A 24,987-nucleotide genomic window follows, 5' to 3' on the forward strand; every position below is an offset into this window, starting at 1 on the left:
CCTGAAAATCATGAAGGCATGGTTTATGTGGTCATGATTCGGTTGATGCTGAGGCGGTTAACAAACAACCGACGAACGAGGAACTTGAAACCTGCTTAACCAGCATTTACAAACACTTTCTTAGCACGCCGATCGTTTATCTTTTGACAATTGGCTTTGAATAGCTTAGTAGTACTGAGGTTGTGAGCCTGACTCTTTCTAAGCGCGATCGACAGCAATCAGGTAACGTAAGATTCGCCCGAAACTTGCCGAGCGAGTGCAGCAAAATCAGGTATGTTAAGAGGCTAAGACCTCGTTTGCGGCAGAGTACTAAAAATCTGGATGACTAGCAGTATTGGGTCGGTTTCTCGTACAGAGTTAGCGCAACGGCGGCAAAAGCTTCGCCAGCGTAGGCGCGTGCGGTTTTTGCAGTCTAGCTGGCGAACGCTGGCGATTTGTGGCTTGACCGCAGGGGTAATCTGGACTGCAACCCTACCGCTGTGGGTCATTCGACGTCCAGAACAGGTGCGGATTGAGGGCAATCATTTTATTCCAGTGCGTACCTTACGATCGCTGCTGCCCATCCCGTATCCCCAATCACTGTTTCGAGTTGAGCCTCAAGCGATCGCCCGTGAACTTCAAGCAAAAGCCCCGATCGCGGATGTGGTTGTCAGTCGCCAACTCTTTCCTCCAGGGTTGGTTGTGCAAGTTAAAGAGCGATTGCCTGTAGCGCTTGCACTACCGTCTGCGGCTCCTTTACCAACAGGTGTAAAGTTGGGCAGTACGACGAAAAGCGGCTTGCTTGACGAAAATGGCATATTAACGCCGTTAGAAAGCTATGTTGCGCTCGATCAGTCGTTAAAGTTGCCAGCCCTAAAGGTGATTGGCAAGCCAGAAAGCTACCGTCCTTCCTGGTCAAAACTGTATCGAGAGCTAAAGCAAGGTCCACCTGTTAACGTTTCGGAAATCGATTGGCGCGATCCAGCTAACGTTATCCTGAAAACAGATCTGGGCACAGTTCACATTGGTCCCTATAGCTGGCAATTCTCGTCGCAGTTAAAGACACTCGATCGTATGCGATCGCTGGCAAAAGACTCCAGGTTCAGCCAAATCACGTATATTGATCTCCGTAACCCAGATAACCCAATTGTGCAAATGACCAAAACTCAAAACCCTGTAGAATCTGGTACTCCCTAGCTTTATAAGTGTGAGATTATGAATAACCAGCAGCAACAAAGACCATCATTCAGTTAATTGAACCGCTCAATCTGTTGCGACTCTCGCGCTAACATTAGTTTGCTAAATTGGTTCCCCTATCATTGATGAAACCGTCTGCACACTAAAACGTAGTTTATAACCGCTGCAATTCCAATGACTCTTAATAATAATTCGGTTAATAGCAATTCGGCTGCGAGTTCAAGGGCGCTTAATCCTGACGCAGGGGCAGCCTATAACGGTTCTCAAGCCGAAGGGCAGAACAATGCTTCACTACCAGCAGAGCCAGCAAATCCTTTTGGCAACTCGGGACTACACTTAAGTCAACCTGCTAATGTCAGGGGTTTGCGGGGTGAAGAATCAAGGAGTGGTGATATTGTGCCTAGTAGCGTAGCCAAAATTAAGGTGATTGGAGTTGGCGGTGGCGGCGGTAACGCAGTGAATCGCATGATTGCTAGCGAAGTCGTTGGGGTGGAGTTTTGGTCAATTAATACTGATGCCCAGGCGCTGACTTACGCAACTGCAATTAATCGCTTGCAAATGGGTCAAAAGCTCACGCGAGGCTTGGGCGCGGGGGGGAACCCCGCAATTGGTCAAAAAGCAGCCGAAGAATCACGTGATGAAATTGCTACTGCGCTCGATAATGCAGATCTGGTGTTCATCACGGCTGGCATGGGTGGCGGTACGGGTACTGGAGCGGCACCGATCGTAGCAGAAGTCGCCAAGGAAATGGGTGCGCTGACTGTAGGTGTTGTCACTCGCCCGTTTACCTTTGAAGGACGGCGGCGCACTAGCCAAGCAGAAGAAGGGATTGCCGCGTTACAAAGTCGGGTTGATACATTGATCGTGATCCCTAATGACAAGTTGCTGTCGGTAATTTCAGAACAAACGCCCGTGCAAGAAGCCTTTCGTGTCGCAGACGATATCCTTCGTCAAGGTGTACAGGGTATTTCAGACATCATCACAATTCCAGGTTTGGTCAACGTTGACTTTGCTGATGTGCGTGCTGTGATGGCAGATGCAGGTTCGGCGCTAATGGGCATTGGTATTGGCTCTGGCAAGTCGAGAGCAAGAGAAGCAGCCGTCGCCTCGATTTCGTCGCCATTGTTAGAATCGTCGATCGAAGGCGCACGTGGCGTTGTCTTTAACATTACAGGTGGCACAGATTTAACGCTGCATGAAGTGAACGCTGCGGCTGAAATCATCTATGAAGTGGTTGATCCAGAAGCAAACATTATCTTTGGCGCGGTCATTGATGAACGGATGCAGGGCGAGCTTCGGATTACAGTGATCGCGACAGGGTTTACCCATGAGGTCAGACCTCAAACCATATCTAAACCAACTGCAACTCGTCGGGTCGCTGCTCCCACTGTCGGCAGTCCACCGCCAGTGGCAGAACCTAAAAACAAACCAACTGGGCTAGATATTCCTGAATTTTTGCAGCGGCGACGACCACCCCGCTAGAGTTACCTAAAAAGGAAAGACGCTTAAAAACTGATTACCTTAGCAGTCTCGTTACGTAATAACGAGGCTAGTTTGAGGTTCGGTTGTTGCTTCTGAGGTGCTTGCTAAAGAGTGATCGTCTTGCTGTTGCGCTCGTCTGGCAACTTCGTCTGCTGAAGCCCCTTCTTGGAATACCCTCAGGTCAAACCAAAAGGTGGTGCCAACTCCAGGTTCGCTAACTAGATGGGCGCGGCTAGAGTGCTTTTCGATAATGTTACGCACAATGGATAGCCCTAAGCCAGTGCCTTCAAGCGTATGCACCCGATTCTCAACGCGGAAAAAACGATCGAAGATGGCGTACTGATCGTCTGTATCAATACCAATCCCTGTGTCTGCGACTTCAATGCGAACGTGCCTGAAACCTAAGGCATCTTCGGTGACGCAGCTCTCAGGTGGGGGGCAAAGAAAGGGGCTTTTCGCCTGATGGTTTTGAGCAGCGCTGTCTAATAAGTACGCCCGCAGCGCTACTTTGCCACCTGTTTCGGTAAATTTCAGTGCATTGCCCACCAGATTGGTAAAAACTTGCAGCAGTAGATCGTAATGCCCCAGAACGGGGGGTAGATTTGGCTCAATTTCCTGAATGAGTTCAATCCCTTTGTCGCGTGCATTGAGACGGTAGGTTCGCAGGGTTTGCTCGATCGGTTGTGCCAAATCGACCGCTTCAAAGTTATAGAGCTTGAACGACTCCAGTTTGGATAAATCCAGCACATCGTTGACCAGCCGCGTCAGGCGATCGGTTTCGCGGTTCGCTGTTTCCAAAAACTCTCGTTGCTCGTCAAGGCTTAAGTCTTCGCCGTATTCGTGCAGCGTTTCGATAAAGGATTTGATATTGAACAGTGGTGTTCTCAATTCATGAGAGACGTTGCTGATAAACTGGCTCTTGGCTTCGTTGAGTTCAGCTTCGCGAGTGATGTCCTGTACCGTCATCGCAATGCCTTTGACGTTCTCCCGTGACACATCTAGCACTGTCGTTAACAGAATTCGCACCGTGCGATCGAGTGGTTCTTTTAACGTGATGCGGAACTCGGCACCCTCGCGCAGTTCCCCTTTAGCTATCTGATATAGCGGACGGGTAATCTCTGCCTGTACGGGTGAGGGCAATAAGCGCAGCAAGTTAACGCCTTCTACTGTTTCGCCCTCCCAGCCAAAAAGACGACGCGCTGTAGGATTGACCAGCACAATCTGCATTTCAATGTCTAGCAGCACTGCGCCATCTGCGATCGTCGATACCAGCGTTTCGAGCTTTGCTTTTTCGGCGGTTAGTTCTTCAATGTTCTGTTCTTCATAACGCTCCAGCTTCTCTGCCATCTCGTTGAAGCTACCAATCAGTTCGCCCAGTTCGCCACCCAGGGGCAAATCAACTCGCTGCTTAAAGTTACCAGAGGAAATGTTTTTCACCCCCACTAGCAGTTCCTTAATCGGCTTGGTGATGGTGAGCGCGTTGAAGACAGCACCCAAAATCACCATGACCCAGATGGAAACAAACACGGCGATCGTCACATCGCGGGTTAGATGCGATGAGGTGACGACGGTAGGGTTAGGGTTGGTGCCGATCGCCAGCACCCCTTTGTATACCCCTCCATTAATAAGCGGTACAAAGACATCCGTCACTTCACCATCCGGAGTCATATGCTGCCGCACCATCGGTGCCTCTGTATCCTCAGCGTAGTTATCAGGCAGATGAATCTTGCGGCGAATCGTTAGCGAGTTTTGCACTTCCGACTCGGAAAACGGAATGCCGAAGAAAATATTGCCCTCGGCATCGGCGTACAGCATATAGCGAATGCTGGAGGTACTGCTGTAAAAGCGATGTGAGAACCGTGCTAACTCTGTACGGTTTTCGTCTATTAAGGGTGCGACGTTTGCCGCTAACAGCAAGCCTAGGTCACGCCCAAAGCGGGTATCACCCAGTCGAGCATCTTCCTGAATCGTGTTGACTGCCCAGAAGGTCAACCCGCTCATGATCAAGGAGACGACCAATGTTGCCGCTGCCATCAGTTTGGTCTGAAGCGTAAACTCCGACCACCAGCTAGCAACGGTTGCTCGAATTTGGCGCAGGAAGGCAAACAAGGGCGTGAAGATGGTTGTTAGTTGTTGGTCATTAGTTTTTAGAGGCTGTTTTTAGCTAACAACCAATAGCTAAAAACTAACAACTACCTTCACTATAAGTTAACTGGCGGCTGTCTCGGTAGTTCTAACGCGATCGCCAATATCGCGGCGATAGTAGGCACTGTCAAACTGGATACTGTTGACAGCGGCATATGCTTTGGAAAGTGCGGCATCGAAGGTTTCATCCATCACGGTCACGCCTAGCACTCTGCCCCCATCGGTCAGTAGCGCTTGTTGTTTGGTTTTGGTGCCGGCATGAAACACAAATGCGCCTTGCTCTTCTGCGTCCTCAATGCCAGTGATGCGATCGCCCTTTTTAAATGGACCGGGGTAACCTGCTGCTGCCATTACCACACAGGCAGAAGCGCCTGATTTCCAGACGATCGGTGGCTGCTCTGACAGCCGCTTCTGGGCACACGCCAGCAGTAGCTCATCTAGAGGCGTTTCTAGCAGTGGCAGTATTGCCTGGATTTCAGGATCACCGAAGCGACAGTTAAATTCAATTACCTTCGGATCGCCCTCGGGTGTAATCATCAAGCCAGCATACAGCACGCCACAGTAGTCGATCTGACGGCTTTGGAGCGCGGCGATCGTTGGTGCCAAGATTTCGGTCTGAATGCGTTGCATCAACTCAGGAGTTGCGATCGGTGCAGGCGCATAAGCACCCATTCCACCTGTGTTAGCTCCTGTGTCACCATCTCCAATACGCTTGTGGTCTTGGGCGGGCAGCAAGGGGCGAATAGTGATGCCATCAGTTAGCGCCAGTACCGAGATTTCCTGCCCCTGCAAGCATTCTTCAATGACGACGCGCTCACCGGCTTTGCCAAAATGCCCGTCAAAAATCGCCGCGATCGCCGCCTTTGCTTCTGCTACCGTCGAGGCAACTGTCACCCCTTTGCCTGCCGCTAGCCCATCTGCTTTAACTACGATCGGCGCACCCTGAGCTTCTACATACGCTTGTGCTGCCTCTTTTTCTGTAAAGACGGCAGCCTGTGCAGTAGGGATGTTAGCTTCTTGCATGAGCGCTTTTGCCCACGACTTACTGGCTTCAATCTGCGCTCCCAAGCGCGTTGGACCAAAAACAGTAAGATGCTGATGCCTTAAGTAATCTGTAATACCTGCTGCCAGTGGTGCCTCAGGACCAACGACTACTAGAGATATTCCGTTGACCAGAGCAAAGCGCCCAATGCCTTCGAGATCCTCGACGTTGAGCGGTAAGTTCTGGCAACGTTTTAGTGAAGCAGTCCCCCCGTTACCAGGAATGCACGTTACCTGTTGCACCTTAGGAGATTGCAGCAACTTCCATGCCAGCGCGTGTTCGCGACCACCATTGCCAATGACCAAAACTTTCACGGTTTCTATCCCAACAGTAAACGAGCTGAGGCTAAGCAAAAAACATTGAACTGAAGGCGTGAGACTACAGCTTTTCCTCTCTGCCGCTGTTAAAGCGGTTTGGCGCTGTGCCTCAGTGTCTATCTTACTGATAGTCTCAAGCCATTGATTATAAGTCTGCTTATGATATGCCAGCCAAATGCAACTCATTATGTCATTTCTGCTTATGCAATTGTTGGTAAGTGGACACAAAAGCCACAGGCACTCTATAACGGAGACTATCGACTTTCATCGGCTGCGATCGCTAGAGGGTTGCTTGCAACTTAACCCCTACGGGCTGTTTGAGTCGTTTGCAGGGGTGTACGGGACGGCGACAGCAAACAAAATATCTATTGTTTATAAGCAAGTTTTCCTGGCAGAATTTTCGGTGCGGTGATTTTCTAGAGGAGCGGTTATGTCAAGGCACAGCGACGAACGGAAACAAGTCTGGGAACAGCAAGACGGAGGCTCAGCAATGCAAAAACGTGTGGATGTAGCACTGTCACCCTTGCGCGCTGTAAACTTAGCGCTCCCTCTGTTGTTCTTGGGTCTGGTGCCAGAGGCGATCGCGCAACCTGTACCCCAACCAACGGAGTTAAGACCCCTACAAGGTCAAAACCCTCCTTTGCAGCCGCTACCGGGTCAAATTCTTCAGCCGTTGCCGGGTCAAAACCCTCCTTTGCAGCCGCTACCAAGTCAGAATCCTCAGCCGCTACCGGGTCAAAACCCTCCCTTGCAGCCGCTACCAGGTCAGAATCCTCAGCCGCTACCGGGTCAGAATCTTAATGTGCAGCCCTCTCAAAACCAGGTGCCAGAGGTTAAAACCCCTCCAACTCAGCCACCAGCCGCACAGCCAACTCCCTCCAAAAAAACTGACGAGTTTCCGCCCAATCCGCTAGAAAGTACAGCGCCTGATCCATTGCTGCCACAGACGGCAGTGCCGCGTCCCCTTTCTGCCTTAGAGCGCAAACAGCTAACTGCCGCACTGGATAACTTGAATAATCAGGCAATTGCCACGTTGCAGCAGGGCGATCGGGTTAGTGCCTTTGCACTGTGGTATCGGGAACTGCGTCTGCGGCGAGCATTAGGTGCCGTTGAGGAGACGAAAGCACTGGGACGAGTAGGTGATATTGCCTGGAAAGAGAGCCTAACCCCAGATGTTCGTTGGATTACCAAGCGCCTGGATGCCATTCTGGCGCAACACCAATTGTCAACCGCTACGATGGCTACAGCTCCAGCAACTGGCGATACAGTGCCCCTAGATCCCGTTGCCACGCCGCCACCTTCTAACACCAGTGCTACAAGCGCCGTTCTTAGTAGTAGCGATCGTGCCGGACGCTTAGCCGTGCTGCAAGCGCTGGGGGTCGCCTACCAGCAGGTGCGCTTACCAAAGCCAGCCGTAGCGATCTACACCCAAATTGTGACCGACGCAAAGCAGCGCCGTGACGAAAAACAGACTGACGAAGCGCTCATTACGTTGGCGCAGCTACACCTCACTTGGCTCGACTATCCCAATGCTGCCGTCACTTACCAAGAGTTATCAAGTAGAGCCAAGGCAAGGGGCGATCGCCAAAACGAAAGCATCTATTTGACACGACTGGCATATAGCTATGAGCAAGCAAAACAGCCAGCACAGGCAATAACCGTCCAACAGCAACTCGTTGCGCTTTACGAAACCTTGCCTGATCCCCTCTCCATCCCAGCGTTAAAAATCAAAATTGCCGATAACTATCAGCTTTTGGCACGTCCTGACCAGGCAGAGCAATACTACCAGTCAGCCTATCAACTGGCTCAACCCACGCTCCAGCTTGCCTATGCTAGCGAAGCGCTACAGAAGCTTGGTGCGCTCTACCGTGCCAACGATCGCCTGGATGCCGCCTTAAAAGTTTTTGACTACCTGGTCAGCCTCGAACAGCAGTCTTACAACCTCTACGGCATGATGCACGCTTACGACCAAATTGGACAGATTCAGCGCGATCGCAAGCAAAACCAGCAGGCAGTGGCAGCGTTTCAGCAGGGCTTAGGTCTAGCAAGACAGCTTAAGTATCGGCAAGACTACTTCACGGCTCAGATTCAAGAAATTAACAAATAAGGGGAAGGCAGAGGGCAGAAGGTAAAAGGCTGAAGGCTAAGGGCTAAAGGCTGAAGGCGAATTGAGATAAGTTGGACTGTTGGAGACAATTGAGATGCTTGAACGGCATCTGCTTGTGAGCAACCTGGCTGCTGCGGAGGTGGCAAAGGATTGAAGGCTACTTCACTCCCTCGACTTTCCCTCTCCCCTGGTAAGCACTTCACTTTTGCCTTCTCACTTTTGCTTTTTGCCTTCTTTCACCTTTTGCCTTTCTTTTACCTTCACTCTCCTGGGATCTGATAAAATTTTGAGTTCGCACAGAACTCGACCCTTGCAAGGAGACTCCCACTATGGCGCGGATGTATTACGACGCGGATGCCAACTTAGATTTGCTTAACGGAACGATCGCCATTATTGGCTACGGTTCTCAAGGTCACGCCCACGCGCTGAACCTGAAGGATAGCGGTGCCAATGTAATTGTGGGGTTGTATCCCGGCAGCAAATCGGCAATCAAAGCAAAGGAGTCGGGCTTAACCGTGTATTCGGTTGAGGAAGCAGCGAAACGGGCTGACTTCATTATGGTTTTGCTGCCAGATGAAGTGCAAAAAACGGTTTATAAAAATGAGATTGAACCGCATCTGACAGAAGGCAAGGTGCTGGCATTTGCCCACGGGTTCAACATTCACTTCGCGCAAGTAGTGCCTCCTAGCAACGTTGATGTGGTGATGGTTGCTCCTAAGGGACCCGGACATCTGGTGCGGCGCACTTATGAGCAGGGTGAAGGAGTGCCTGCTTTGTTTGCCGTTTTTCAAGATGCGTCAGGACAGGCACGCGATCGGGCAATGGCTTATGCTAAAGGCATCGGCGGCACTCGTGCAGGCATCCTGGAAACGACGTTTCGGGAAGAAACCGAAACCGATTTGTTTGGGGAGCAGGTCGTTCTCTGTGGTGGTTTGACAGCGCTCATCAAGGCTGGCTTTGAAACGCTGGTAGAAGCAGGTTATCAGCCTGAGGTTGCCTATTTTGAGTGTTTGCATGAAGTCAAGCTCATTGTGGACTTGATCGTGGAAGGTGGTCTAGCCAAAATGCGCGACAGCATCTCCAACACCGCCGAATATGGTGACTTTACGCGCGGTCCTCGCATTGTCAACGATGACACCCGCGCTGAAATGCGGAAGATTCTGCTCGAAATCCAGACCGGTCAGTTTGCTCGCGAGTTTGTGCTGGAGAATCAATCGGGTAAGCCTGGTTTTACTGCCATGCGCCGTCGTGAGGCAGAACACCAGATCGAAGCTGTCGGCAAGGACTTACGCGCCATGTTTAGCTGGTTGAAGAAGGCTTAACCCAAACGCCACTGGGTTTAGTAGCTATAACCTGTTGTCTGCCACCGTAGTAAGCTGCGGTGGCTTTGTCCTGACCGATACAACTTTGACGTGAATCTTAGAGAAGCTACCCTTGCAGCAATTTGAAACTGTCATTCGGAACTTTTATTCGGAACTTAAAGACATTTAACTGCCAGAGGTTAGGATATGCAACGAGAGCGTTCTAGTAACGCAACGCTAAGAACCGTCTGCAATTCTGCTTATTTAGGCTGCTGGTTGCCCATCTAGAGAATAGCTGTATGACCGAGTGGATTACGAATACGATGACATCTCTGGGCTATGTGGGGATTGGGCTGCTGATGTTTCTGGAGAACCTCTTTCCCCCGATTCCTTCAGAACTGATCATGCCGCTTGCAGGGTTTACGATCGCGCAAGGTAAACTGAACTTTTTTCTCGCGGTTCTGGCGGGTGTTGTTGGCACGATGCTGGGCGCACTGCCCTGGTATTATGCTGGCAAACTGATTGGTGAGCAACGACTGCGGCAGCTTGCCGATCGCTATGGTAAGTGGTTAACGCTTTCTGGCAAGGATATTGACAAGGCAAACCGTTGGTTTAATCAGCATGGCGCAAAAACAGTACTGTTTTGCCGCCTAGTGCCGGGTGTGAGGACGCTGATCTCACTGCCAGCAGGCATCAATCAGATGCCGATCGCACTCTTTTTGCTGTATTCAACCATTGGCACTACGCTCTGGGTAACATTGCTCACGGCTCTGGGTTATTTTCTGGGGAACAACTACGAGTTGGTGGAGGTGTACTTAGCACCTATGAGCAAAATTGTTTTGCTCGGTCTACTGATTGCAGTAGTTGTTTGGCTTGTCCGGCGCAAAACGCGCAAAGCTGTTCGCTGAAACAGTTGGGCTTAGATTACGTCACCTGTATCAGTGGCTTGACTCCCAAAAAATTGACGTGTGCTTTGAGATAAGCATCGCGTTACTACGACGGTATATGCAGGACTCAGAGTAGTCGATTAGCTTTTACTTACCAGCGGAATTGCTTTTGCAGGTAGGCTTCTCTTTGTTAGAGCAAAGCTAGGGCAGGGTCTTTTCAATGTTTAGCTTCTTCTTGAGGAATTTTTATGTGCGCTGTTGTGGGGGATAATGGGGGCTATGCAGCGGGTCACTGTTGGTGGTTTCCTATTCTGTAAGGGAGACTCCTAGCTCTTTTACAAAAAGTAGCTGCACTATAGCTCAGTCACTTTATGGCAAACATGGTGGAAAAACTGTTCTACTGAAGTGGTGTATGCCGATCGCTTGTCTCAGTCATGGTAGGCGTTGGGGCACTACTCTAAGTTTCATTACGCCTAAGCTCATGGGCAGCTTTGCCTGGATTGCTCGAACGACATTACTGCATTGATTTTTAGGCAAGTGACTTCAGCAGCCGAGCAGCGTTGAACGCCTGATTACTCTTGTGGCTGTCGTTGTATCACCTGTCTCAGCAGCACTGCCCCTTTATTAAGAAAGCACATTAAACAGACTTTGAAAGGACGCGATCGCTACTGGCAGCTTCTTGATTACATTCGACCGCATGGTCGCACGATCATTCAGGCACTGCTCTGCACCCTTGTTTTTACGGCAATTTGGCCTGTGCTGGCATGGATAGCAGGTCAAATGGCGGCATTGATTGGGCAGGGGAGAATTCTGGCGATCGCCGAGCTTGCCGGTTTCTGCACGATTGTCTTTTTGGTGCAGAAACTTGCCCAGTACGGTCAGGATTCGCTGATGGCAAAGGCAGCCCTGGCAATCACCCTCGACCTTCGTAAGCACGTCTACGCCCATCTACAGAGGCTAAGTCTCAGTTACTTTGAAACAGCTCAGAGCGGCGATCTTGCCTATCGGTTGACGGAAGAGGTCGATCGCATCGGCGAAGTGGTCAACAAAGTCTTTCACCAATTTGTGCCTAGTGTGCTGCAACTGCTGGTGGTGCTGGGCTATATGGTTTATCTCAACTGGCAACTAACGTTAGCAACGCTGGTTATTGCTCCACTGATGGCAGTGCTCGTTACCTGGTTTGGCGAGCAGTTGCGTCAACTCTCCTATCGTAGCCAGAGCCGAGTTTCAGACTTGTCAGCGCTGCTGGTGGAAGTCTTTAGCGGTATGCGTCTAGTGCAAGCGTTTGCTGCTGAAGACTATATGCTCGATCGCTTCGGTCGAGAGGCAGAGCGCAACCGTCGGGCGCGCTTTCGGGCAGAGCAACTCAAAGCCATTCAAATGCCCGTAGTGGGCTTTTTAGAATCTCTTAGCCTGCTGTTTTTGCTGCTGCTTGGCGGCTGGCAAGTCTCGCAGGGCAACCTGACAGGCGGCGAGTTTGTGAGCTATCTCACGGCTGTCGTGATGCTTATTGACCCGATCGCGCTGATTACCAGCAATTACAACGAATTTAAGCAAGGCGAAGCTTCACTCGACCGCATTTTTGAATTGCTGGATATTCAGCCAACTGTGGTTGAACACACTGGCGCTGTTACCCTACCAACCGTAACGGGTAAAGTGGAGTACCGCACCGTGAGCTTTGGCTACCAGATCGATCAGCCAGTGCTGAAAAATCTCAGCTTTCTGGCACTCCCAGGTGAGGCGATCGCTCTGGTTGGCTCCTCTGGTGCTGGTAAAACGACGTTAGCAAACCTGTTGCCCCGCTTTTACGACCCTCAAAGCGGGCACATTTTTCTGGATGGTGTGGATGTCAAAGATGTCACCCTCAGCAGCTTACGCCGTCAAATTGGCATTGTGCCGCAGGAAACGATTCTTTTTTCAGGCACGATCGCTCAAAACATTGCCTTTGGGCAAGCCGATTTAGACCTGGACACTATTCAGAACGCTGCTAAAATTGCCAACGCCCATCAGTTCATTGTGGAATTTCCTCAGGGCTATCAAACCTGGCTGGGTGAGCGTGGTGTTAACCTTTCGGGCGGGCAGCGCCAACGACTGGCGATCGCTCGTGCTGTGCTTCTGAATCCACGCATTCTGATCCTGGATGAAGCCACTTCTGCCCTTGATTCCGAATCTGAAGCGCTGGTGCAAGAAGCGCTAGAGCGGTTGATGCAGAACCGCACCGTCTTCATCATTGCCCACCGTCTTGCTACCGTCCGCCGCGCCGATCGCATCCTGGTACTTGAACAAGGACAGGTCGTTGAATCTGGTACTCACGCCGAGTTATTAGACAAAAGTGGGCGTTATGCTCGGTTTTACGCGCAACAGTTTCAAACCTAGCTAGGTTGAGTTGTCTAACTGTTCCAACAGGTGCAAACAGCCCATCGGTGGATCAAACATATGGAGTTCAAACTGCCGGGATAGTTCCTCGCAAACTTTGATACCACGCACGCTACTACCATGCGCATCAAGCAGTGGCGAAAAAACAGCAATGCCAACCTGCCGTGGAACGATCGCAATAATGCCGCCCGAGACGCCACTTTTGGCTGGGATGCCGACGGTATACGCCCATTGTCCTGCGAAGTTGTACATACCACAGGTGTACATAACGCTGAGAATATCGCGGATGTAGCGACTGGGTACAGCACGCTCGCCCGTCAGGGGATTGATCCCCCGATTGGCTAACGTTGCTGCCATCGTTGCTAAATCACGGCAGTTCACCATCATTGAGCACTGCTGAAAGTACAGATCCAGCGACTCATCCATACGATCGTCAATCATTCCAAAATGCCGCATAAGCGATGCCATTGCCCGATTGCGATGTCCTGACGATCGCTCTGAGACAAACACTGACATATCGATGTACACGTCATGCCCCACGTAGCACCGAAACATATCGAGCATCCGGTTGAGCCGTTCGGTCGCGCCCTTGCCTTTGATGAGACTGGTGGTAGCGATCGCACCCGCATTGATCATGGGGTTATCGGGACGCTTGGAGTATTCATCCAGCCGAATAATGGAATTAAAGGGATCACCCGTTGGTTCAACGCCCACTTTGGCAAGCACCGCTTCGCGACCGTGCTCCTCCAGCGCCAAGCCATACACAAACACCTTCGAGATCGACTGAATTGTAAAGAACTGCTCCGCATCCCCAGTGACAAACGTGCGACCGTCTGCAGTCACGACACAAATGCTGAACCAATTCGGGTTCATCTTCGCCAATTCAGGGATGTAGCTGGCAACCTTGCCATCGGTTAACCCCTTGTATTTGTGGTAAAGGCTGTCCAGAATGGCTTGAAATGATTCTGATGAAGCACTCATAGAGATGAAGCACCCATAGAGAGAAGGGATGAGTGGTGAGCAAACGGTTGAGTTGCAATTTCACTAGGTTGGTCGATGCCGCCAACGTTAGCGGCAGTAGCGAAATGACCTCAAGCTGATAGAAAAACTCTATGCCATCTAATCACAGACGTTACGTGCGTGGTGATTCAAATGCTCTGGAAAGATTAGTTTCTACGGTCTGAGGCACTACTCAAAGTGCTGCTGCACCTACTCCATACCAATTTCGTTCTTCAGCTTAACCCTCTAGGATGGGGTGAGATAAATTCACTTAAAATGCCCTAGCTGCCATATCTTGCTCGACTATGTCTTTCGCTAGCTTAAAAAACCGCTTGCCTAACGGCTTGAAAGCAGAAAGTTTGCTCATCAAGACTGAGCATCTAGACATGAAAACTGCCTTTTGCAAGCCTTGATCCCCTTATCCCCCACTCCTTATCTCTTACGAACGATCGCCAATCCACTAGACTGGAAATACAATTGCCTTAATTTCTCTGCAATTTTGCCGGAGCGTTACCTATGGAATCTCTGATCGCTGCCCTTACTTTAGTAGTGGTTGGCTATATTGCCGGTTCGGTCAAGATTATTAATGAGGGTAACGAAGGCATTGTGGAGCGATTAGGACAGTATCGTCGCAGCCTGAAGCCTGGTTTGAATTTTGTCATTCCAGTTTTTGATACTGTTCTGGTCGAGACCACGCGCGAACAAGTTCTGGATACTGACCCCCAGCAGGCTATCACCCGCGACAACGTACCGTTGACGGTAGATGCTGTCATGTACTGGAAGATTCTCGACGTGCAAAAGGCTTACTACGGGGTCGAAGATTTAGAATCGGCGCTGACTAATCTGGTTGTCACTGCGTTGCGGGGTGAAATTGGGCAGATGGATCTGCGGGAAACGGTCTCAGGTAGAAACAAAATTAATCAAGCGCTGCTGCACCAACTGGATGAAGCAACCGAAAGTTGGGGCGTGAAAATTATGCGGGTAGAAGTTCAGGAGATTGCGCCCTCAAAGACGATGCTGGAATCGCTAGAGCTAGAGCGAGCGGCAGAGAGTAAGCGCAAAGCAGCGATGTCAGAAACCGAATCAATGGTAGAGTCCATTCAGCGTATTTCCAGGGCACTACAGGGACAACCCAACTCTCAGGCGGTGTTGCAATACCTGGTCGCCCAGAAGTATGTCGAGGCAAATCTGAAGTTAAGCGAAAGCGATAACTCCAAAATTATTTTCATGGATCCTAAGGCACTGACCGAGACGATCGGAGAACTAATTTCTACCGATCAAGCTGAATTGGGTAATGGGAACGGCAACAATCTCTAAGAGATTTCTCATGGCTCTCGACTATCAGGCGAACCCATGTTGATCGACACTCAGCCAAACTGAGCAGGTGAGGCATTGTGGTATGGCAAATATGTTAATGCCAAGCATAGAAACTAACGACTTAACTTGGCGGCGACAGACTAACTTGACATCCGCACCAAGATCCCTCGATCGTCCACAACGTTTGAATTATTAGGCATCATCGCTGACCGCCACAGGAATGTCAAAATGAAGCACATCTTCGCGTGCCCCAAGCTTCGTGTAGAGTGCAATCGCAGGGTCATCTCCGATGTCCGCCTGTACGAAAATAACATAGGCTGCTCGCGCTACAGCGATCTTCTTTAATTCCTGGATTAGTGCAGTGGCAATCCCTTCGCGTCGATGCGCTGCTGCAACCGCTAGATCGTAAAGATAAATTTCACTACGCTCTTGCTCGAACTTCTGGAGTTCATAGGCAGCGAGACCTCCGACTACTGATCCCTTTTTCAATGCTGCAAGCGCAATGAAATAATCGCTGTTTAGCAACCGCTTGAAATAGGTATGGCTGGGGCGAGACGAGCTATAGGTATCAACTTCGTTGAAAGCCTCACCGAAGGTATCCAATAAACCCTCAACAAGTGCCAGGTCGTTGGCAAAAAGCTGACGAATGCTAACTGGCTCGGAGGATGACATTTTCTACCTGTTGACTGGAGCGCTACAAAAAGGTGCTGGGTAAGATGTCTAACAATAGTGCCTCAGTCTTGCTGGTTCATAAGACTCGGCAGAGCCATCGCTGCCATTGCAAAACTTAACCCAGACCGAGATAGGTTTTGCCCAAGTAGCGTGTGAGTCGTTTGAGTGGGTTCGCCGCTGCATCAAGTTGAGTCATATTGTTGCTTGCTGACATCCCTACTAACGCTGCAAACGCCTCATCAGACAAAATACCCGACTGATGCTGCTGGAACGCATCCACCACGGTTACAAGATCATCAGCCGAAAAGGTATAGCCATTCTGGGCAGCAAAGGCAGCAACAATAGGAGCACGTTCTCCCTTCAGCGCTTCGGTTTCGGCAGCGTCTAGCTCAGTTTCACTGCTGATATTACCATCACCAACACCTAGCAGCGTTTCAAGCTGCTGACGCAGAGCTTGGTCTTCGGCGGTCTTTTGCATGAATTGCAGTACGGTAGTAGTTGCCATATCACAAAGTTGCTCTAGATGATCTATTTGATCAAATGTTAACAGAGGTTTGTGAAGATGCTAAAGAACAAAAGCTGAAGTTTCCCGTTTGCAGTTGCAGCCGAAGTGAAAAAGGGCACTCTAAACCAGAGGTGCGGGCATTGTCAGTAAAAAGGTGTGGAGCACAACTTGATGGCTTGTCACTTTTCCTTGAATACCCGTTAAATCGCTGTATCAGTGTAAAATGCTGTCCCAAGCAGCACGAGGACTGAGAACTGGGCTGTTTTTGGAAAGCGCTTCGATCGCCACACGAAGGGTAGTGTACGACAATAATAATGAATGTAATGCCAAGAGTCGCTGTATTAGATGATGACGAAGGCTGGTGCTTTGCCATCAAACGTTTTTTTAGAGCCAACTTTGAAGTCACCACGTTTACAGATGCCCAAAGTTTTCTGAATGCCGCGCTTGAGTCTTACGATCTCGTCATCATCGACTTTACAATCGCACCCAATCATCGTCATGAAACTTCTACAAATGGCATTGAAGTGATTCATCAATTAAAAACCCAACTGAAGCATCCTCCCCTGACCATGCTCACCTCCGCCTTCATTAGTCGGGGCGATGTGGCAATCAACGGCACCTTGAGCGCACACGCAGATGTCGTTATGCCCAAAGATTGCGGGTTAGATGAAATATTGCAAACGGCTCAAAATCTACTGGCTTCTAGAGCAAGCTAAGTGGTGCAGAGTTGCCCTTTGCCAGCAACCAGAGTTAAGGAGCGTTGCAATAACTCAAAGCTATAAGGGCAAGGAGTGATCCTTGACAAGTAATTTGTCACCAGCCCCAAGCTAAAAGGGTGCTACTCTTGGCGATCGATAATGCCACCGCCCAGCAAGACCTCGCCATCGTACCAAACGGCTGCCTGACCGGGTGTGATGCTCGACTGCGGCTCGTCAAAGACAACACGCACACGATCGTTCTCCAACGGAATCACGGTAGCAGGAACAGCCAGTGAGCGATAGCGAATTTGCACGTCTGCCCGAATAGGTGTAGCTGGTGCCGCAATCGAAGCCCAGTTGAGCCGCTGGACGGTACATTCAGCCGCCAGAGTCGCAGTGCGATCGCCCACAATCACGCGATTGTTTGCAGCGTCTAGCGCCACCACATACAACGGTTCACTATGAGCAACGCCCAGCCCCTTTCGCTGACCAATGGTGTAGTGATGTACCCCTTCATGCTGCCCTAGCACCTTACCCGACTGGTCAACAATTTCACCCGACTGAGGCGTAATGTATTTGTCTAAGAACGCCCGCATTGAACCATTGGCTTCTACCAAACAGAGATCCTGGCTTTCGGGCTTGTCGGCAGTATGTAACCCAAAGGCAGCGGCAACCTGACGAGTTTCAGTTTTAGGCTGTTCTCCTAGCGGAAAGAGAACCCGCGCCAGAACATCTTGCGGCAGGTCGTACAAAAAGTAGGACTGATCTTTTGTACGATCGATCGCCCGTAACAACTGATAGCGACCCGATGTCACATCGTAGCGCGTGCGGGCATAGTGACCGGTGGCAATGCGATCGATACCCAATGTTTCCTGTGCATAGCGCAGCATCGGGCTAAACTTTACTGCTTTGTTGCACTGAGAACAGGGCAGCGGCGTAACGCCCGTGCTGTAACCAGCCACCAGATAGTCCACGATGTTTTCCTGAAAGGATTCGCGGGTATCAACGATGTGATGAGGAATGCCCAACTGTTCGCATAACTGAGCGGCATCTACCATTCCTTCAGAGCAGCACTGCCCCTTCCCTTTCATTAACCAAAGCGTCAGCCCCACGACCGAGTAGCCCTGATCGTGCAGCATAGCAGCGGCTGTTGAACTATCGACTCCACCGGAGAGTCCTACCACAACGTTTTTCATGGACAGCGAAACAAAAAGATTTGCAAGCAATTGCTTCTCTAGGCTAACACTCACGCAGGCTTGACGGCGTTGAGATTTCAACGTAAATCACAACAGCCTATGCTTTAACGACGTATGCAGCCAGGTAAACAAGAGCGTTCGCTAACCCCATCGTTGTAAGGGATGCCTTCTGTCCTTCAACAGGACAGGCTTAGTTACTCAATCGTTGATACGGCAGGAACGTCCCAATGTATGAATGGGGCTGTATCTTATATCCAGCAAGGGCAATCGCATCCACCAGCACCATTAGCGAATACCGATCGTGAGGCTATATTCGCCCGTCACGCCCGACTGCTGTTCTTCTGGCACTAGCTGCACCCGCACCCGATAATCGCCAGAGCGACGTAGCACACCCGACCAGTTGCGGCTGCCTGTATAGAGGTTGCTGCCATTCGGGTCAAACACTTGCACTTGTAAATAAGGGCTGGTGCCGACTGTGCTGGTGGTAAGCGTTTGACCTGCGCCAGCTCTTAGCAGATAGTTGTGAGACTGTGTGCCCTGCACCCTGCCGCCGACTTTAGCAGCAGACGTCCCCGGTGCAAACGAGATGCGTTGGGATGTTGCTGCCGCATTTACCCGCAGTAAGTCGCCTCGAATCCAGCCGCGTGCGCCCGAACTGGGAAACTCGACCAAGTACCACTGATAGCCATCCGGTGCATTCGTTTGGTTAAGGATATTGACCCGATCGCCGCCTAACCCGTAGTGCTGCACACGCGCACTTGTTGAAGGAGATTGCCGTACATTGACCCGACCCCCCGGAGCTCCCTGAATTGTCCCTGTGTCTGCCGACGCTGGTAGCACCGTAGCAAGCGAGATAACGAGGGCTGTAATTAATGCTGAGTACTTAAACTTCATCACAAAGACCTGTTGGAAAAGAGTGCTTAGACTAGCTACACCTCCTGCTCCTCAATACCGCACATTTGCCTCATAACTAAATGGTATTCAGGTTCATGACAGGCGCGATCAATGTAATGACAGAGCTAAATGCAATCGCCCTTGGCATAGAAAATCAGTCTGTGGCGCGGCTTCGCTAACATTACGGCGTAATGATCAGCGTACCAAAGAGAGAAGGAGTACGCCCTAACACTTCGACAGCCTGTCTTTTGACGCTGTGACCAGGCAGGTAAACAATAGAGCTTGCTGATGCTTCGTTGTGAGGGGACTGGTGTGAAAAAATTAATGTCGAGCTTGCTGGTAGCGATCGCGCTCTGTCTCACGTTCTTTACTACTCCCGCACTGGCAGATGCCGCGACAGCTCTTACTGCAAGGGGTGCCAAGCTCTTTAGTGCAAATTGTGCTGCTTGTCATCAAGGTGGCAACAATGTTATTTCTGCTAACAAAAACCTGAAAGCAGACGCGCTGAAGCAGTATGGGATGGATTCGCCTGAAGCGATAATCGCCCAGGTGACAAACGGTAAAAACGCCATGCCTGCATTTAAAGGTCGGCTAAAAGAAGAGGATATCCAAGCCGTAGCTGCTTATGTGTTAGACCAGTCAGCAAAGGACTGGAAAAAGTGATGCATTACTGGGTGTCCCGAAGCCAATGATGGGTTTGGACATTTAGAAGGTACAACGCTCAAACCTCTTTTGACCAATGATTTAGGTTGCCTACGGATAATGACTGATTTGTTGCTGGTCATGCTGCTAGGACTGCTGGGCAGTTTTGGGCATTGTGTGGGGATGTGTGGACCACTCACAGCCGCCTTTGCGCTGTCTCAGCAGTCCTCGTCGTGGCAACAGCGCTTGCTTTTTCATGGATTGTTAAACCTGGGGCGCATTGTGAGCTATGCACTGGTGGGTGCTGGCATTGGTGCACTTGGATCAGTGCTGGTCGCTGGTGGACAACTGGCAGGAATTGACAGTGGACTGCGACAGGGTTTGTCGATCGTCACCGGGTTAGTGCTCATCTGGATGGGGTTAACGCAGATTAATCCCAAACTATTGCCAGGATTGCCCTTGCTTCATCCCATTCTGCAAGGCGGCTTTCACGAGCGTCTGAGTGGTGGCATGATGCAGCTTTCCAGCTATGCTCACTGGTGGACTCCAGCACTCCTCGGCATGACATGGGGCTTGATTCCCTGCGGGTTTTTGTATACGGCGCAGATCAAAGCGGCTGAAACGGGTAGCCTCTGGCATGGCACCGCAACAATGTTGGCCTTTGGTCTGGGTACTATGCCCTCAATGTTGGGCGTTGGGCTTTCGACAGCGCTGGTCAGTCGCGATCGCCGCAGTCAACTTTTTCGCATGGGTGGGTGGGTCACGCTAGCGATCGGCATTCTCACCCTCCTCCGTACAGACGCAATGGTGGACTACACTGGGCATGCTGCTATCCTTTGCCTGATGCTGGCACTGCTTGCCCGTCCTGTGAGTCCTTTCTGGCAGTTTCCCTTGCGCTATCGGCGTGTGTTTGGTGTCGGTGCCTATGTCCTCTCGCTGGCACACATCGGCCATATGCTGGCTCACACCTTTGAATGGGATCTGCAAAGCCTGCCGTTTTTACCGATCGAGCAGCAGGTAGGCATCTGGGCAGGCATTGTTGCGATCGGTCTCATGACTCCCGTTGCCCTCACCAGTTTTGACTGGATGGTCAAGGTACTAGGTCGGCATTGGCGACACATTCATCTCTTAAGCGTTCCAGCCTTGATCCTTTGCGTCGCGCACACAGTTTTGGTTGGCTCTCATTACCTCGGCACAACCGAATGGACAACGGCAAACAAAGTGCTGTCTGGCTGTTTAGTAATCGTTACAGCGGGCATCTTGCTCGTACGGTTACCCTGGTTCTGGTCTTTACCAGGCTTGAAACCGTTTTATACCTCACCCATTCGCACTAAAGATTAAGGTCTATGGCTAGGATGCGGTGAAGTTGCTTAGGAATGGGAATTCAATAAGTTCGATCTTTGGTAGGGACAGGTTTGCTGTCAAAGCCTTTGCAGGATGCCGTTTGGTCTGCTAAACCCGCCCCTACAGTTTGCGGATTGATTAAATTCATGATCCTTGGTGCCTAAACGCAGCAGAACATTGGCATCAGCTCAGAGTTGGTAATCGCTGCTAATGATGCTTTCTCCATTGGCTAGCGAAAGAACAGGATTCCACGCCTTGAATGATGACACATGCTAACCGTGCTCTCGATCAGTCAATCGCATTGTTGCTCTAGAACATCGTTGGTTAGCTACAACCGTTTAATTTTCGTGTGACGCTTAAATCTGTTTTCAGCACGCACAGAATGGGCACACTTCAACCAGGAAAACTAATTTCCTGTAGGAAAACCAATTTCCTGCTAATGGCATAAGGCAACGATGGAGCGATCGCATTCTCGCGGTATGCGCTTGCAGACTTTTGTATTGAACTTCTAGCAGTGATTGCATGGTGCGATCGTCAAGCCCATGCTGCTTCATTTTAGCGGCCTTCACTAACCTACTGAACTTTAGGACTCAGACATTATGGGGACTTTGATTTTTCTGGTTGTACTGATTCTGATCATTGGTTTCATCTTTATGGATGGCTACAACGGTCTTGTGACGCTCCGCAACCGTTACAAGAATGCCTATAGCCAGATTGATGTGCAGTTACAACGGCGTTACGACTTGATTCCAAATTTGGTGGAAACTGCGAAAGGCTACATGAAGCATGAGCGGGAAACACTCGAAGCCGTCGTTGCTGCCAGAAATGCTGCGTTGTCAGCCAATAGCCGTGCTGCCAGAAATCCTGGTGATCCAAGCGCTATGCAGCAATTGGGTGATGCAGAAGGTGCGCTGACAGGCGCGTTAGGACGCTTGATGGTGCTGTCAGAAGCCTATCCTGATTTGAAGGCTGATCAGACGATGACCCGCGTGATGGAAGAACTATCCTCCACTGAAAATAAAGTCGCCTTTGCCCGTCAGGCTTTCAATGATGCCGTTACCTTGTACAACACAAAGCGCGAAGTCTTCCCCAGCAATCTGGTAGCAAATGGGTTCAACTTTGCACAAGCAGAACTGTTAGAGGAAGCTGCACCAGAGGTTAAAGTCGCACCGCGCGTATCGTTCAGCTAAGGGCAGGAGTCGGCAGTTAGCTTTTTACTTCACGCTGATAGCGATTTCCAAAGCAATCTTCGACCGTAGGAAGCATTCATCTCCAAGGATGACGCGCTTCCACTTGCCAAATTCTCCTGGCGGAGCATCATGAATTTTTTTGAGCATCAAGATCAGGCGCGAAACAATACGCGAAAGCTGATTCTGCTTTTCGCGCTGTCTCTGTTGTTTATCACTGTCACGGTTTACTTAGCGGCAGTTGTTACGCTGTCGGGTTCGTCTAAAGGGTCAAAGTCGCGATCGTCCCGCTACTCATCGATCAACTGTACCCAACCGCGTTCTGCCGCTGGTGAACCTCGCGTTAGCACCAATTTTAATGAGCCGGCTGAACGCTTTCAATCACGTAACCCCAATAGCGTTGCCGTTAGTCCCTCTCTACGGGTGCCATGTCCGCCTGTCACTCAGAAAGCAGCCTTTAGCTGGTGGAATCCCTCGCTGTTTTTCACTATTGGCACTGGCACCGTAGTACTCGTGGGTTTGGGTAGCCTGTACAAAATTCAGACGTTGAAAGCAGGCGGTAGCGTCGTTGCTCAAGAGATGGGTGGACGGTTGCTGCTGTCAGAAATGGCGCACCCAGAAGAACGACAGTTGTTGAATATCGTTGAGGAAATGGCGATCGCCGCTGGCATTTCGGTGCCTGCCGTGTATGTGATGGATGGCGAACAGGGAATCAATGCCTTCGCAGCAGGCTTCACGCCGAATGATGCGGTTATTGGGGTTACTCGTGGCACGTTAGAGCAACTGTCTCGCGACGAACTGCAAGGCGTGATTGGGCATGAATTTAGCCACATCTTAAACGGCGATATGCGGCTTAATATCCGTCTGATCGGCTTACTGCATGGGCTGTTGCTGATTTACATCACAGGGCGCATTATTATCGGCTTGCGACCACGTGGTAAAGAAGGGAATGCGGTGCTAGTTTTTGGCATTGCCCTTGCGGTAATTGGGAGTCTTGGCTTGCTCTCCGGACGGCTGATTAAAAGTGCCATTTCGCGCCAACGTGAATTTTTAGCCGATGCCTCTGCGGTGCAGTTTACACGCAACCCGGCAGGCATTGCAGGTGCCTTAGATAAAATTGCTAATCACCATTACAGCTCGATCGTTCGATCGCCGTCAGCCGAGGGAAACAGCCATCTCTTTTTTGGCAGTGCGCTACGTTTTAACTTTTTAGAAGAACTGTTTGCAACGCACCCACCGTTGGCACAGCGTATTCGCCGTCTGGATGCATCAAAGCGGCAGTATGCCGGTCAAACCCCTAAATTCTCATCGGGTGAATCATCGGCAGCAGGGCAAGAGTCCTTAACAATGGGCTTTGCAGCCGGTAGCTCAACAGTTGCTCGATCGTCCCCTATGCAGGCAAATGCCGCTCAAATTGTGTCACAGGTAGGCACTGTCACCCCTGAGCATTATGCATACGCAAAAGCATTGTTAGGACAGTTGCCCGAAACAATTGCTTTGGGTATTCGAGAGCCGCAGGGCGCGATCGCGATCGTTTACGGGCTGCTGCTCGACACTCAAAATGCCGCTGTGCGAACGAAACAACTAGAGTGGCTGAAGCAGGTTGAACCAGCCGATGTCATTGAGAGAACCCTGGCGTTGAGTGCTGACATTGATGCACTTGATCCACGATCGCGCCTCCCCCTAGTTGATCTCACCATACCCGTTTTGCGTCAGAGCGATACCGACCAACATCAGCGGCTTTTCAAATGCATTCAGGGTTTGGCAAACGCGGATGGACGTTGGTCATTGTCAGAATTTGTCCTATATGCCGTGTTGCGCCATCGCTTGCAGCCGTCCAGTGCGACGAGCCCTCAATCTACTGAGTTCATTACGATCGGGCAAATCTGGTCAGACTGTTTGATTCTGCTGTCAGGCTTGGCGCAGGTTGGACAAACGGGCACCGATGCGATTACCTATGCCTTTCGCTCTGGCGTTCATCGGTTGCCGGGAGCCGGACAGGAAATCTTGCCCGATGCACCACCAGCCTGCAATATGAAAACGCTGAAGCATAGTATCGATCGCCTGAATCTGGCAACGCCGAAGCTTAAACAAGCGATCGTTGATGCCTGTGCTCATACAGTGTTGCTGGACAACAAGGTGACGGTCCAGGAAGCAGAATTACTGCGGGCGATCGTCATTTTGCTCGACTGCCCTATGCCGCCCTTTTTGAACATTGGTAGCAAGCGGGTTAAGGCATAAAGCCAGATCAATAGCTGTCCCGAACGGCATTGAGGCGCTAGAAGCGTTGATGCTGGCTTACGAAACAACGGATGAACCGCTACCGAAACTAACTGTTTGCAGCACTGCGTAAAGATTGTGTCATGCGCTCTCGCTTCTTAAAAAGATCTCTTCACTGTAGCTAAAGGAGCCGATTACCACTTCAAGGACGTGTGGTTTTGCAATGCGTTAATGAAACACTCCCTTTGATTAAGCAGCCTAGACCTGCTGAAAAATCACTTCGATCGCCTGCTTTAACTTTGGCAAGTAGTGTTCTACTACATTCCAGACAATATCAAGGTCAATATCTAAGAAACTGTTTGTAAATGTATGTGAAGTAGAAGACAACTACGGTCACAAAGGCGCGATACCAGAAGAGTGACATCTACATGGCTTGAGGATATGAGTCAGCCTTACTACGACAGTGACCTGACCGATGAG

Annotated in this window: 21 protein-coding genes; 13 read left to right on the top strand and 8 right to left on the bottom strand. The window is 50.6% G+C overall.

The window, feature by feature from the left end:
• Positions 1 to 321: 321 nt before the first annotated feature.
• Both H6F86_RS05700 and ftsZ read left to right on the top strand, forming a co-directional pair.
• Positions 322 to 1,176, top strand: a complete 855-nt coding sequence (locus H6F86_RS05700) for an FtsQ-type POTRA domain-containing protein (RefSeq protein ID WP_190447144.1) — start codon at positions 322 to 324, stop codon at positions 1,174 to 1,176.
• Positions 1,177 to 1,350: 174 nt separating this feature from the next.
• Positions 1,351 to 2,658, top strand: a complete 1,308-nt coding sequence (gene ftsZ / locus H6F86_RS05705) for a cell division protein FtsZ (protein ID WP_190447145.1) — start codon at positions 1,351 to 1,353, stop codon at positions 2,656 to 2,658.
• A gap of 51 nt (positions 2,659 to 2,709) precedes the next feature.
• Here the strand turns inward: ftsZ and nblS are convergent, their stop codons facing one another.
• Together nblS and purD are read right to left on the bottom strand one after the other, a co-directional pair.
• Positions 2,710 to 4,767, bottom strand: a complete 2,058-nt coding sequence (gene nblS / locus H6F86_RS05710) for a two-component system sensor histidine kinase NblS (protein ID WP_190447146.1) — start codon at positions 4,765 to 4,767, stop codon at positions 2,710 to 2,712.
• Positions 4,768 to 4,866: 99 nt separating this feature from the next.
• Complete coding sequence (gene purD / locus H6F86_RS05715) at positions 4,867 to 6,159, bottom strand: phosphoribosylamine--glycine ligase (protein WP_190447147.1); 1,293 nt, start codon at positions 6,157 to 6,159, stop codon at positions 4,867 to 4,869.
• 190 nt (positions 6,160 to 6,349) lie between these two features.
• On the opposite strand from purD, the gene H6F86_RS05720 reads away from it, so the two are divergent.
• The 5 genes from H6F86_RS05720 to H6F86_RS05740 all read left to right on the top strand — a co-directional run bounded on the left by H6F86_RS05720 (position 6,350) and on the right by H6F86_RS05740 (position 12,833).
• Complete coding sequence (locus tag H6F86_RS05720; protein WP_190447148.1) at positions 6,350 to 6,574, top strand: hypothetical protein; 225 nt, start codon at positions 6,350 to 6,352, stop codon at positions 6,572 to 6,574.
• Positions 6,575 to 6,592: 18 nt separating this feature from the next.
• Positions 6,593 to 8,269 carry a hypothetical protein gene (locus tag H6F86_RS05725; protein ID WP_190447149.1) on the top strand — a complete coding sequence of 559 codons (1,677 nt, stop codon included), beginning with the start codon at positions 6,593 to 6,595 and terminating at the stop codon, positions 8,267 to 8,269.
• 329 nt (positions 8,270 to 8,598) lie between these two features.
• Positions 8,599 to 9,591 (top strand): ketol-acid reductoisomerase, encoded by a 993-nt coding sequence (gene ilvC, locus H6F86_RS05730; RefSeq protein ID WP_190447150.1) that lies wholly within the window; start codon positions 8,599 to 8,601, stop codon positions 9,589 to 9,591.
• A 278-nt stretch (positions 9,592 to 9,869) separates the two neighbouring features.
• Complete coding sequence (locus H6F86_RS05735) at positions 9,870 to 10,478, top strand: DedA family protein (RefSeq protein ID WP_190447151.1); 609 nt, start codon at positions 9,870 to 9,872, stop codon at positions 10,476 to 10,478.
• A 627-nt stretch (positions 10,479 to 11,105) separates the two neighbouring features.
• Entirely contained in the window at positions 11,106 to 12,833 is a 1,728-nt protein-coding gene (locus tag H6F86_RS05740; protein WP_190447152.1) for an ABC transporter ATP-binding protein, read from the top strand.
• Here the strand turns inward: H6F86_RS05740 and glsA are convergent, their stop codons facing one another.
• Entirely contained in the window at positions 12,834 to 13,814 is a 981-nt protein-coding gene (glsA, locus tag H6F86_RS05745) for a glutaminase A (protein ID WP_190447153.1), read from the bottom strand.
• 534 nt (positions 13,815 to 14,348) lie between these two features.
• Here glsA and H6F86_RS05750 point away from each other — a divergent pair.
• On the top strand, positions 14,349 to 15,149 hold the full coding sequence (locus tag H6F86_RS05750; RefSeq protein WP_190447154.1) for a stomatin-like protein: 801 nt from the start codon (positions 14,349 to 14,351) through the stop codon (positions 15,147 to 15,149).
• Positions 15,150 to 15,341: 192 nt separating this feature from the next.
• Here H6F86_RS05750 and H6F86_RS05755 read toward each other — a convergent pair whose 3' ends face one another.
• Both H6F86_RS05755 and H6F86_RS05760 read right to left on the bottom strand, forming a co-directional pair.
• Positions 15,342 to 15,821, bottom strand: coding sequence for an AAC(3)-I family aminoglycoside N-acetyltransferase (locus H6F86_RS05755; RefSeq protein ID WP_190447155.1), 480 nt, complete (start codon positions 15,819 to 15,821; stop codon positions 15,342 to 15,344).
• 115 nt (positions 15,822 to 15,936) lie between these two features.
• Complete coding sequence (locus H6F86_RS05760) at positions 15,937 to 16,326, bottom strand: Nif11-like leader peptide family natural product precursor (RefSeq protein WP_190447156.1); 390 nt, start codon at positions 16,324 to 16,326, stop codon at positions 15,937 to 15,939.
• A gap of 323 nt (positions 16,327 to 16,649) precedes the next feature.
• Here H6F86_RS05760 and H6F86_RS05765 point away from each other — a divergent pair, with 323 nt between their 5' ends.
• Complete coding sequence (locus tag H6F86_RS05765; protein WP_190447157.1) at positions 16,650 to 17,042, top strand: response regulator; 393 nt, start codon at positions 16,650 to 16,652, stop codon at positions 17,040 to 17,042.
• Positions 17,043 to 17,164: 122 nt separating this feature from the next.
• Here the strand turns inward: H6F86_RS05765 and mnmA are convergent, their stop codons facing one another.
• Complete coding sequence (gene mnmA / locus H6F86_RS05770) at positions 17,165 to 18,220, bottom strand: tRNA 2-thiouridine(34) synthase MnmA (RefSeq protein ID WP_190447158.1); 1,056 nt, start codon at positions 18,218 to 18,220, stop codon at positions 17,165 to 17,167.
• 285 nt (positions 18,221 to 18,505) lie between these two features.
• The gene (locus H6F86_RS05775; RefSeq protein ID WP_190447159.1) at positions 18,506 to 19,114 is read right to left on the bottom strand and encodes an SH3 domain-containing protein; all 609 of its coding nucleotides are present in this window, start codon (positions 19,112 to 19,114) and stop codon (positions 18,506 to 18,508) included.
• 312 nt (positions 19,115 to 19,426) lie between these two features.
• On the opposite strand from H6F86_RS05775, the gene petJ reads away from it, so the two are divergent.
• The 4 genes from petJ (at position 19,427) to H6F86_RS05795 (ending at position 24,528) form a co-directional block, all read left to right on the top strand.
• Positions 19,427 to 19,777, top strand: a complete 351-nt coding sequence (gene petJ / locus H6F86_RS05780; protein WP_190447160.1) for a cytochrome c6 PetJ — start codon at positions 19,427 to 19,429, stop codon at positions 19,775 to 19,777.
• A 99-nt stretch (positions 19,778 to 19,876) separates the two neighbouring features.
• Complete coding sequence (locus tag H6F86_RS05785) at positions 19,877 to 21,097, top strand: sulfite exporter TauE/SafE family protein (protein WP_190447161.1); 1,221 nt, start codon at positions 19,877 to 19,879, stop codon at positions 21,095 to 21,097.
• 602 nt (positions 21,098 to 21,699) lie between these two features.
• Positions 21,700 to 22,290, top strand: a complete 591-nt coding sequence (locus H6F86_RS05790; protein ID WP_190447162.1) for a LemA family protein — start codon at positions 21,700 to 21,702, stop codon at positions 22,288 to 22,290.
• A 129-nt stretch (positions 22,291 to 22,419) separates the two neighbouring features.
• Entirely contained in the window at positions 22,420 to 24,528 is a 2,109-nt protein-coding gene (locus H6F86_RS05795) for a M48 family metallopeptidase (protein ID WP_242033379.1), read from the top strand.
• A gap of 237 nt (positions 24,529 to 24,765) precedes the next feature.
• Here H6F86_RS05795 and H6F86_RS32095 read toward each other — a convergent pair whose 3' ends face one another.
• Complete coding sequence (locus tag H6F86_RS32095; protein ID WP_242033380.1) at positions 24,766 to 24,894, bottom strand: DUF86 domain-containing protein; 129 nt, start codon at positions 24,892 to 24,894, stop codon at positions 24,766 to 24,768.
• Between the last annotated feature and the right edge of the window lie 93 nt (positions 24,895 to 24,987).

It is taken from the genome of Phormidium sp. FACHB-592 (assembly GCF_014695795.1).
Taxonomy (GTDB): domain Bacteria; phylum Cyanobacteriota; class Cyanobacteriia; order Leptolyngbyales; family Leptolyngbyaceae; genus Stenomitos.

Excerpts from the sequence above, each read along its gene's own strand:
- H6F86_RS05700 (WP_190447144.1), top strand. The coding sequence starts at position 322 with ATGACTAGCAGTATTGGGTCGGTTTCTCGTACAGAGTTAGCGCAACGG.
- ftsZ (WP_190447145.1), top strand. The coding sequence starts at position 1,351 with ATGACTCTTAATAATAATTCGGTTAATAGCAATTCGGCTGCGAGTTCA.
- H6F86_RS05720 (WP_190447148.1), top strand. The coding sequence starts at position 6,350 with ATGTCATTTCTGCTTATGCAATTGTTGGTAAGTGGACACAAAAGCCAC.
- H6F86_RS05725 (WP_190447149.1), top strand. The coding sequence starts at position 6,593 with ATGTCAAGGCACAGCGACGAACGGAAACAAGTCTGGGAACAGCAAGAC.
- ilvC (WP_190447150.1), top strand. The coding sequence starts at position 8,599 with ATGGCGCGGATGTATTACGACGCGGATGCCAACTTAGATTTGCTTAAC.
- H6F86_RS05735 (WP_190447151.1), top strand. The coding sequence starts at position 9,870 with ATGACCGAGTGGATTACGAATACGATGACATCTCTGGGCTATGTGGGG.
- glsA (WP_190447153.1), bottom strand. The coding sequence starts at position 13,814 with ATGAGTGCTTCATCAGAATCATTTCAAGCCATTCTGGACAGCCTTTAC.
- H6F86_RS05750 (WP_190447154.1), top strand. The coding sequence starts at position 14,349 with ATGGAATCTCTGATCGCTGCCCTTACTTTAGTAGTGGTTGGCTATATT.
- H6F86_RS05755 (WP_190447155.1), bottom strand. The coding sequence starts at position 15,821 with ATGTCATCCTCCGAGCCAGTTAGCATTCGTCAGCTTTTTGCCAACGAC.
- H6F86_RS05760 (WP_190447156.1), bottom strand. The coding sequence starts at position 16,326 with ATGGCAACTACTACCGTACTGCAATTCATGCAAAAGACCGCCGAAGAC.
- H6F86_RS05765 (WP_190447157.1), top strand. The coding sequence starts at position 16,650 with ATGCCAAGAGTCGCTGTATTAGATGATGACGAAGGCTGGTGCTTTGCC.
- mnmA (WP_190447158.1), bottom strand. The coding sequence starts at position 18,220 with ATGAAAAACGTTGTGGTAGGACTCTCCGGTGGAGTCGATAGTTCAACA.
- H6F86_RS05775 (WP_190447159.1), bottom strand. The coding sequence starts at position 19,114 with ATGAAGTTTAAGTACTCAGCATTAATTACAGCCCTCGTTATCTCGCTT.
- H6F86_RS05785 (WP_190447161.1), top strand. The coding sequence starts at position 19,877 with ATGACTGATTTGTTGCTGGTCATGCTGCTAGGACTGCTGGGCAGTTTT.
- H6F86_RS05790 (WP_190447162.1), top strand. The coding sequence starts at position 21,700 with ATGGGGACTTTGATTTTTCTGGTTGTACTGATTCTGATCATTGGTTTC.
- H6F86_RS05795 (WP_242033379.1), top strand. The coding sequence starts at position 22,420 with ATGAATTTTTTTGAGCATCAAGATCAGGCGCGAAACAATACGCGAAAG.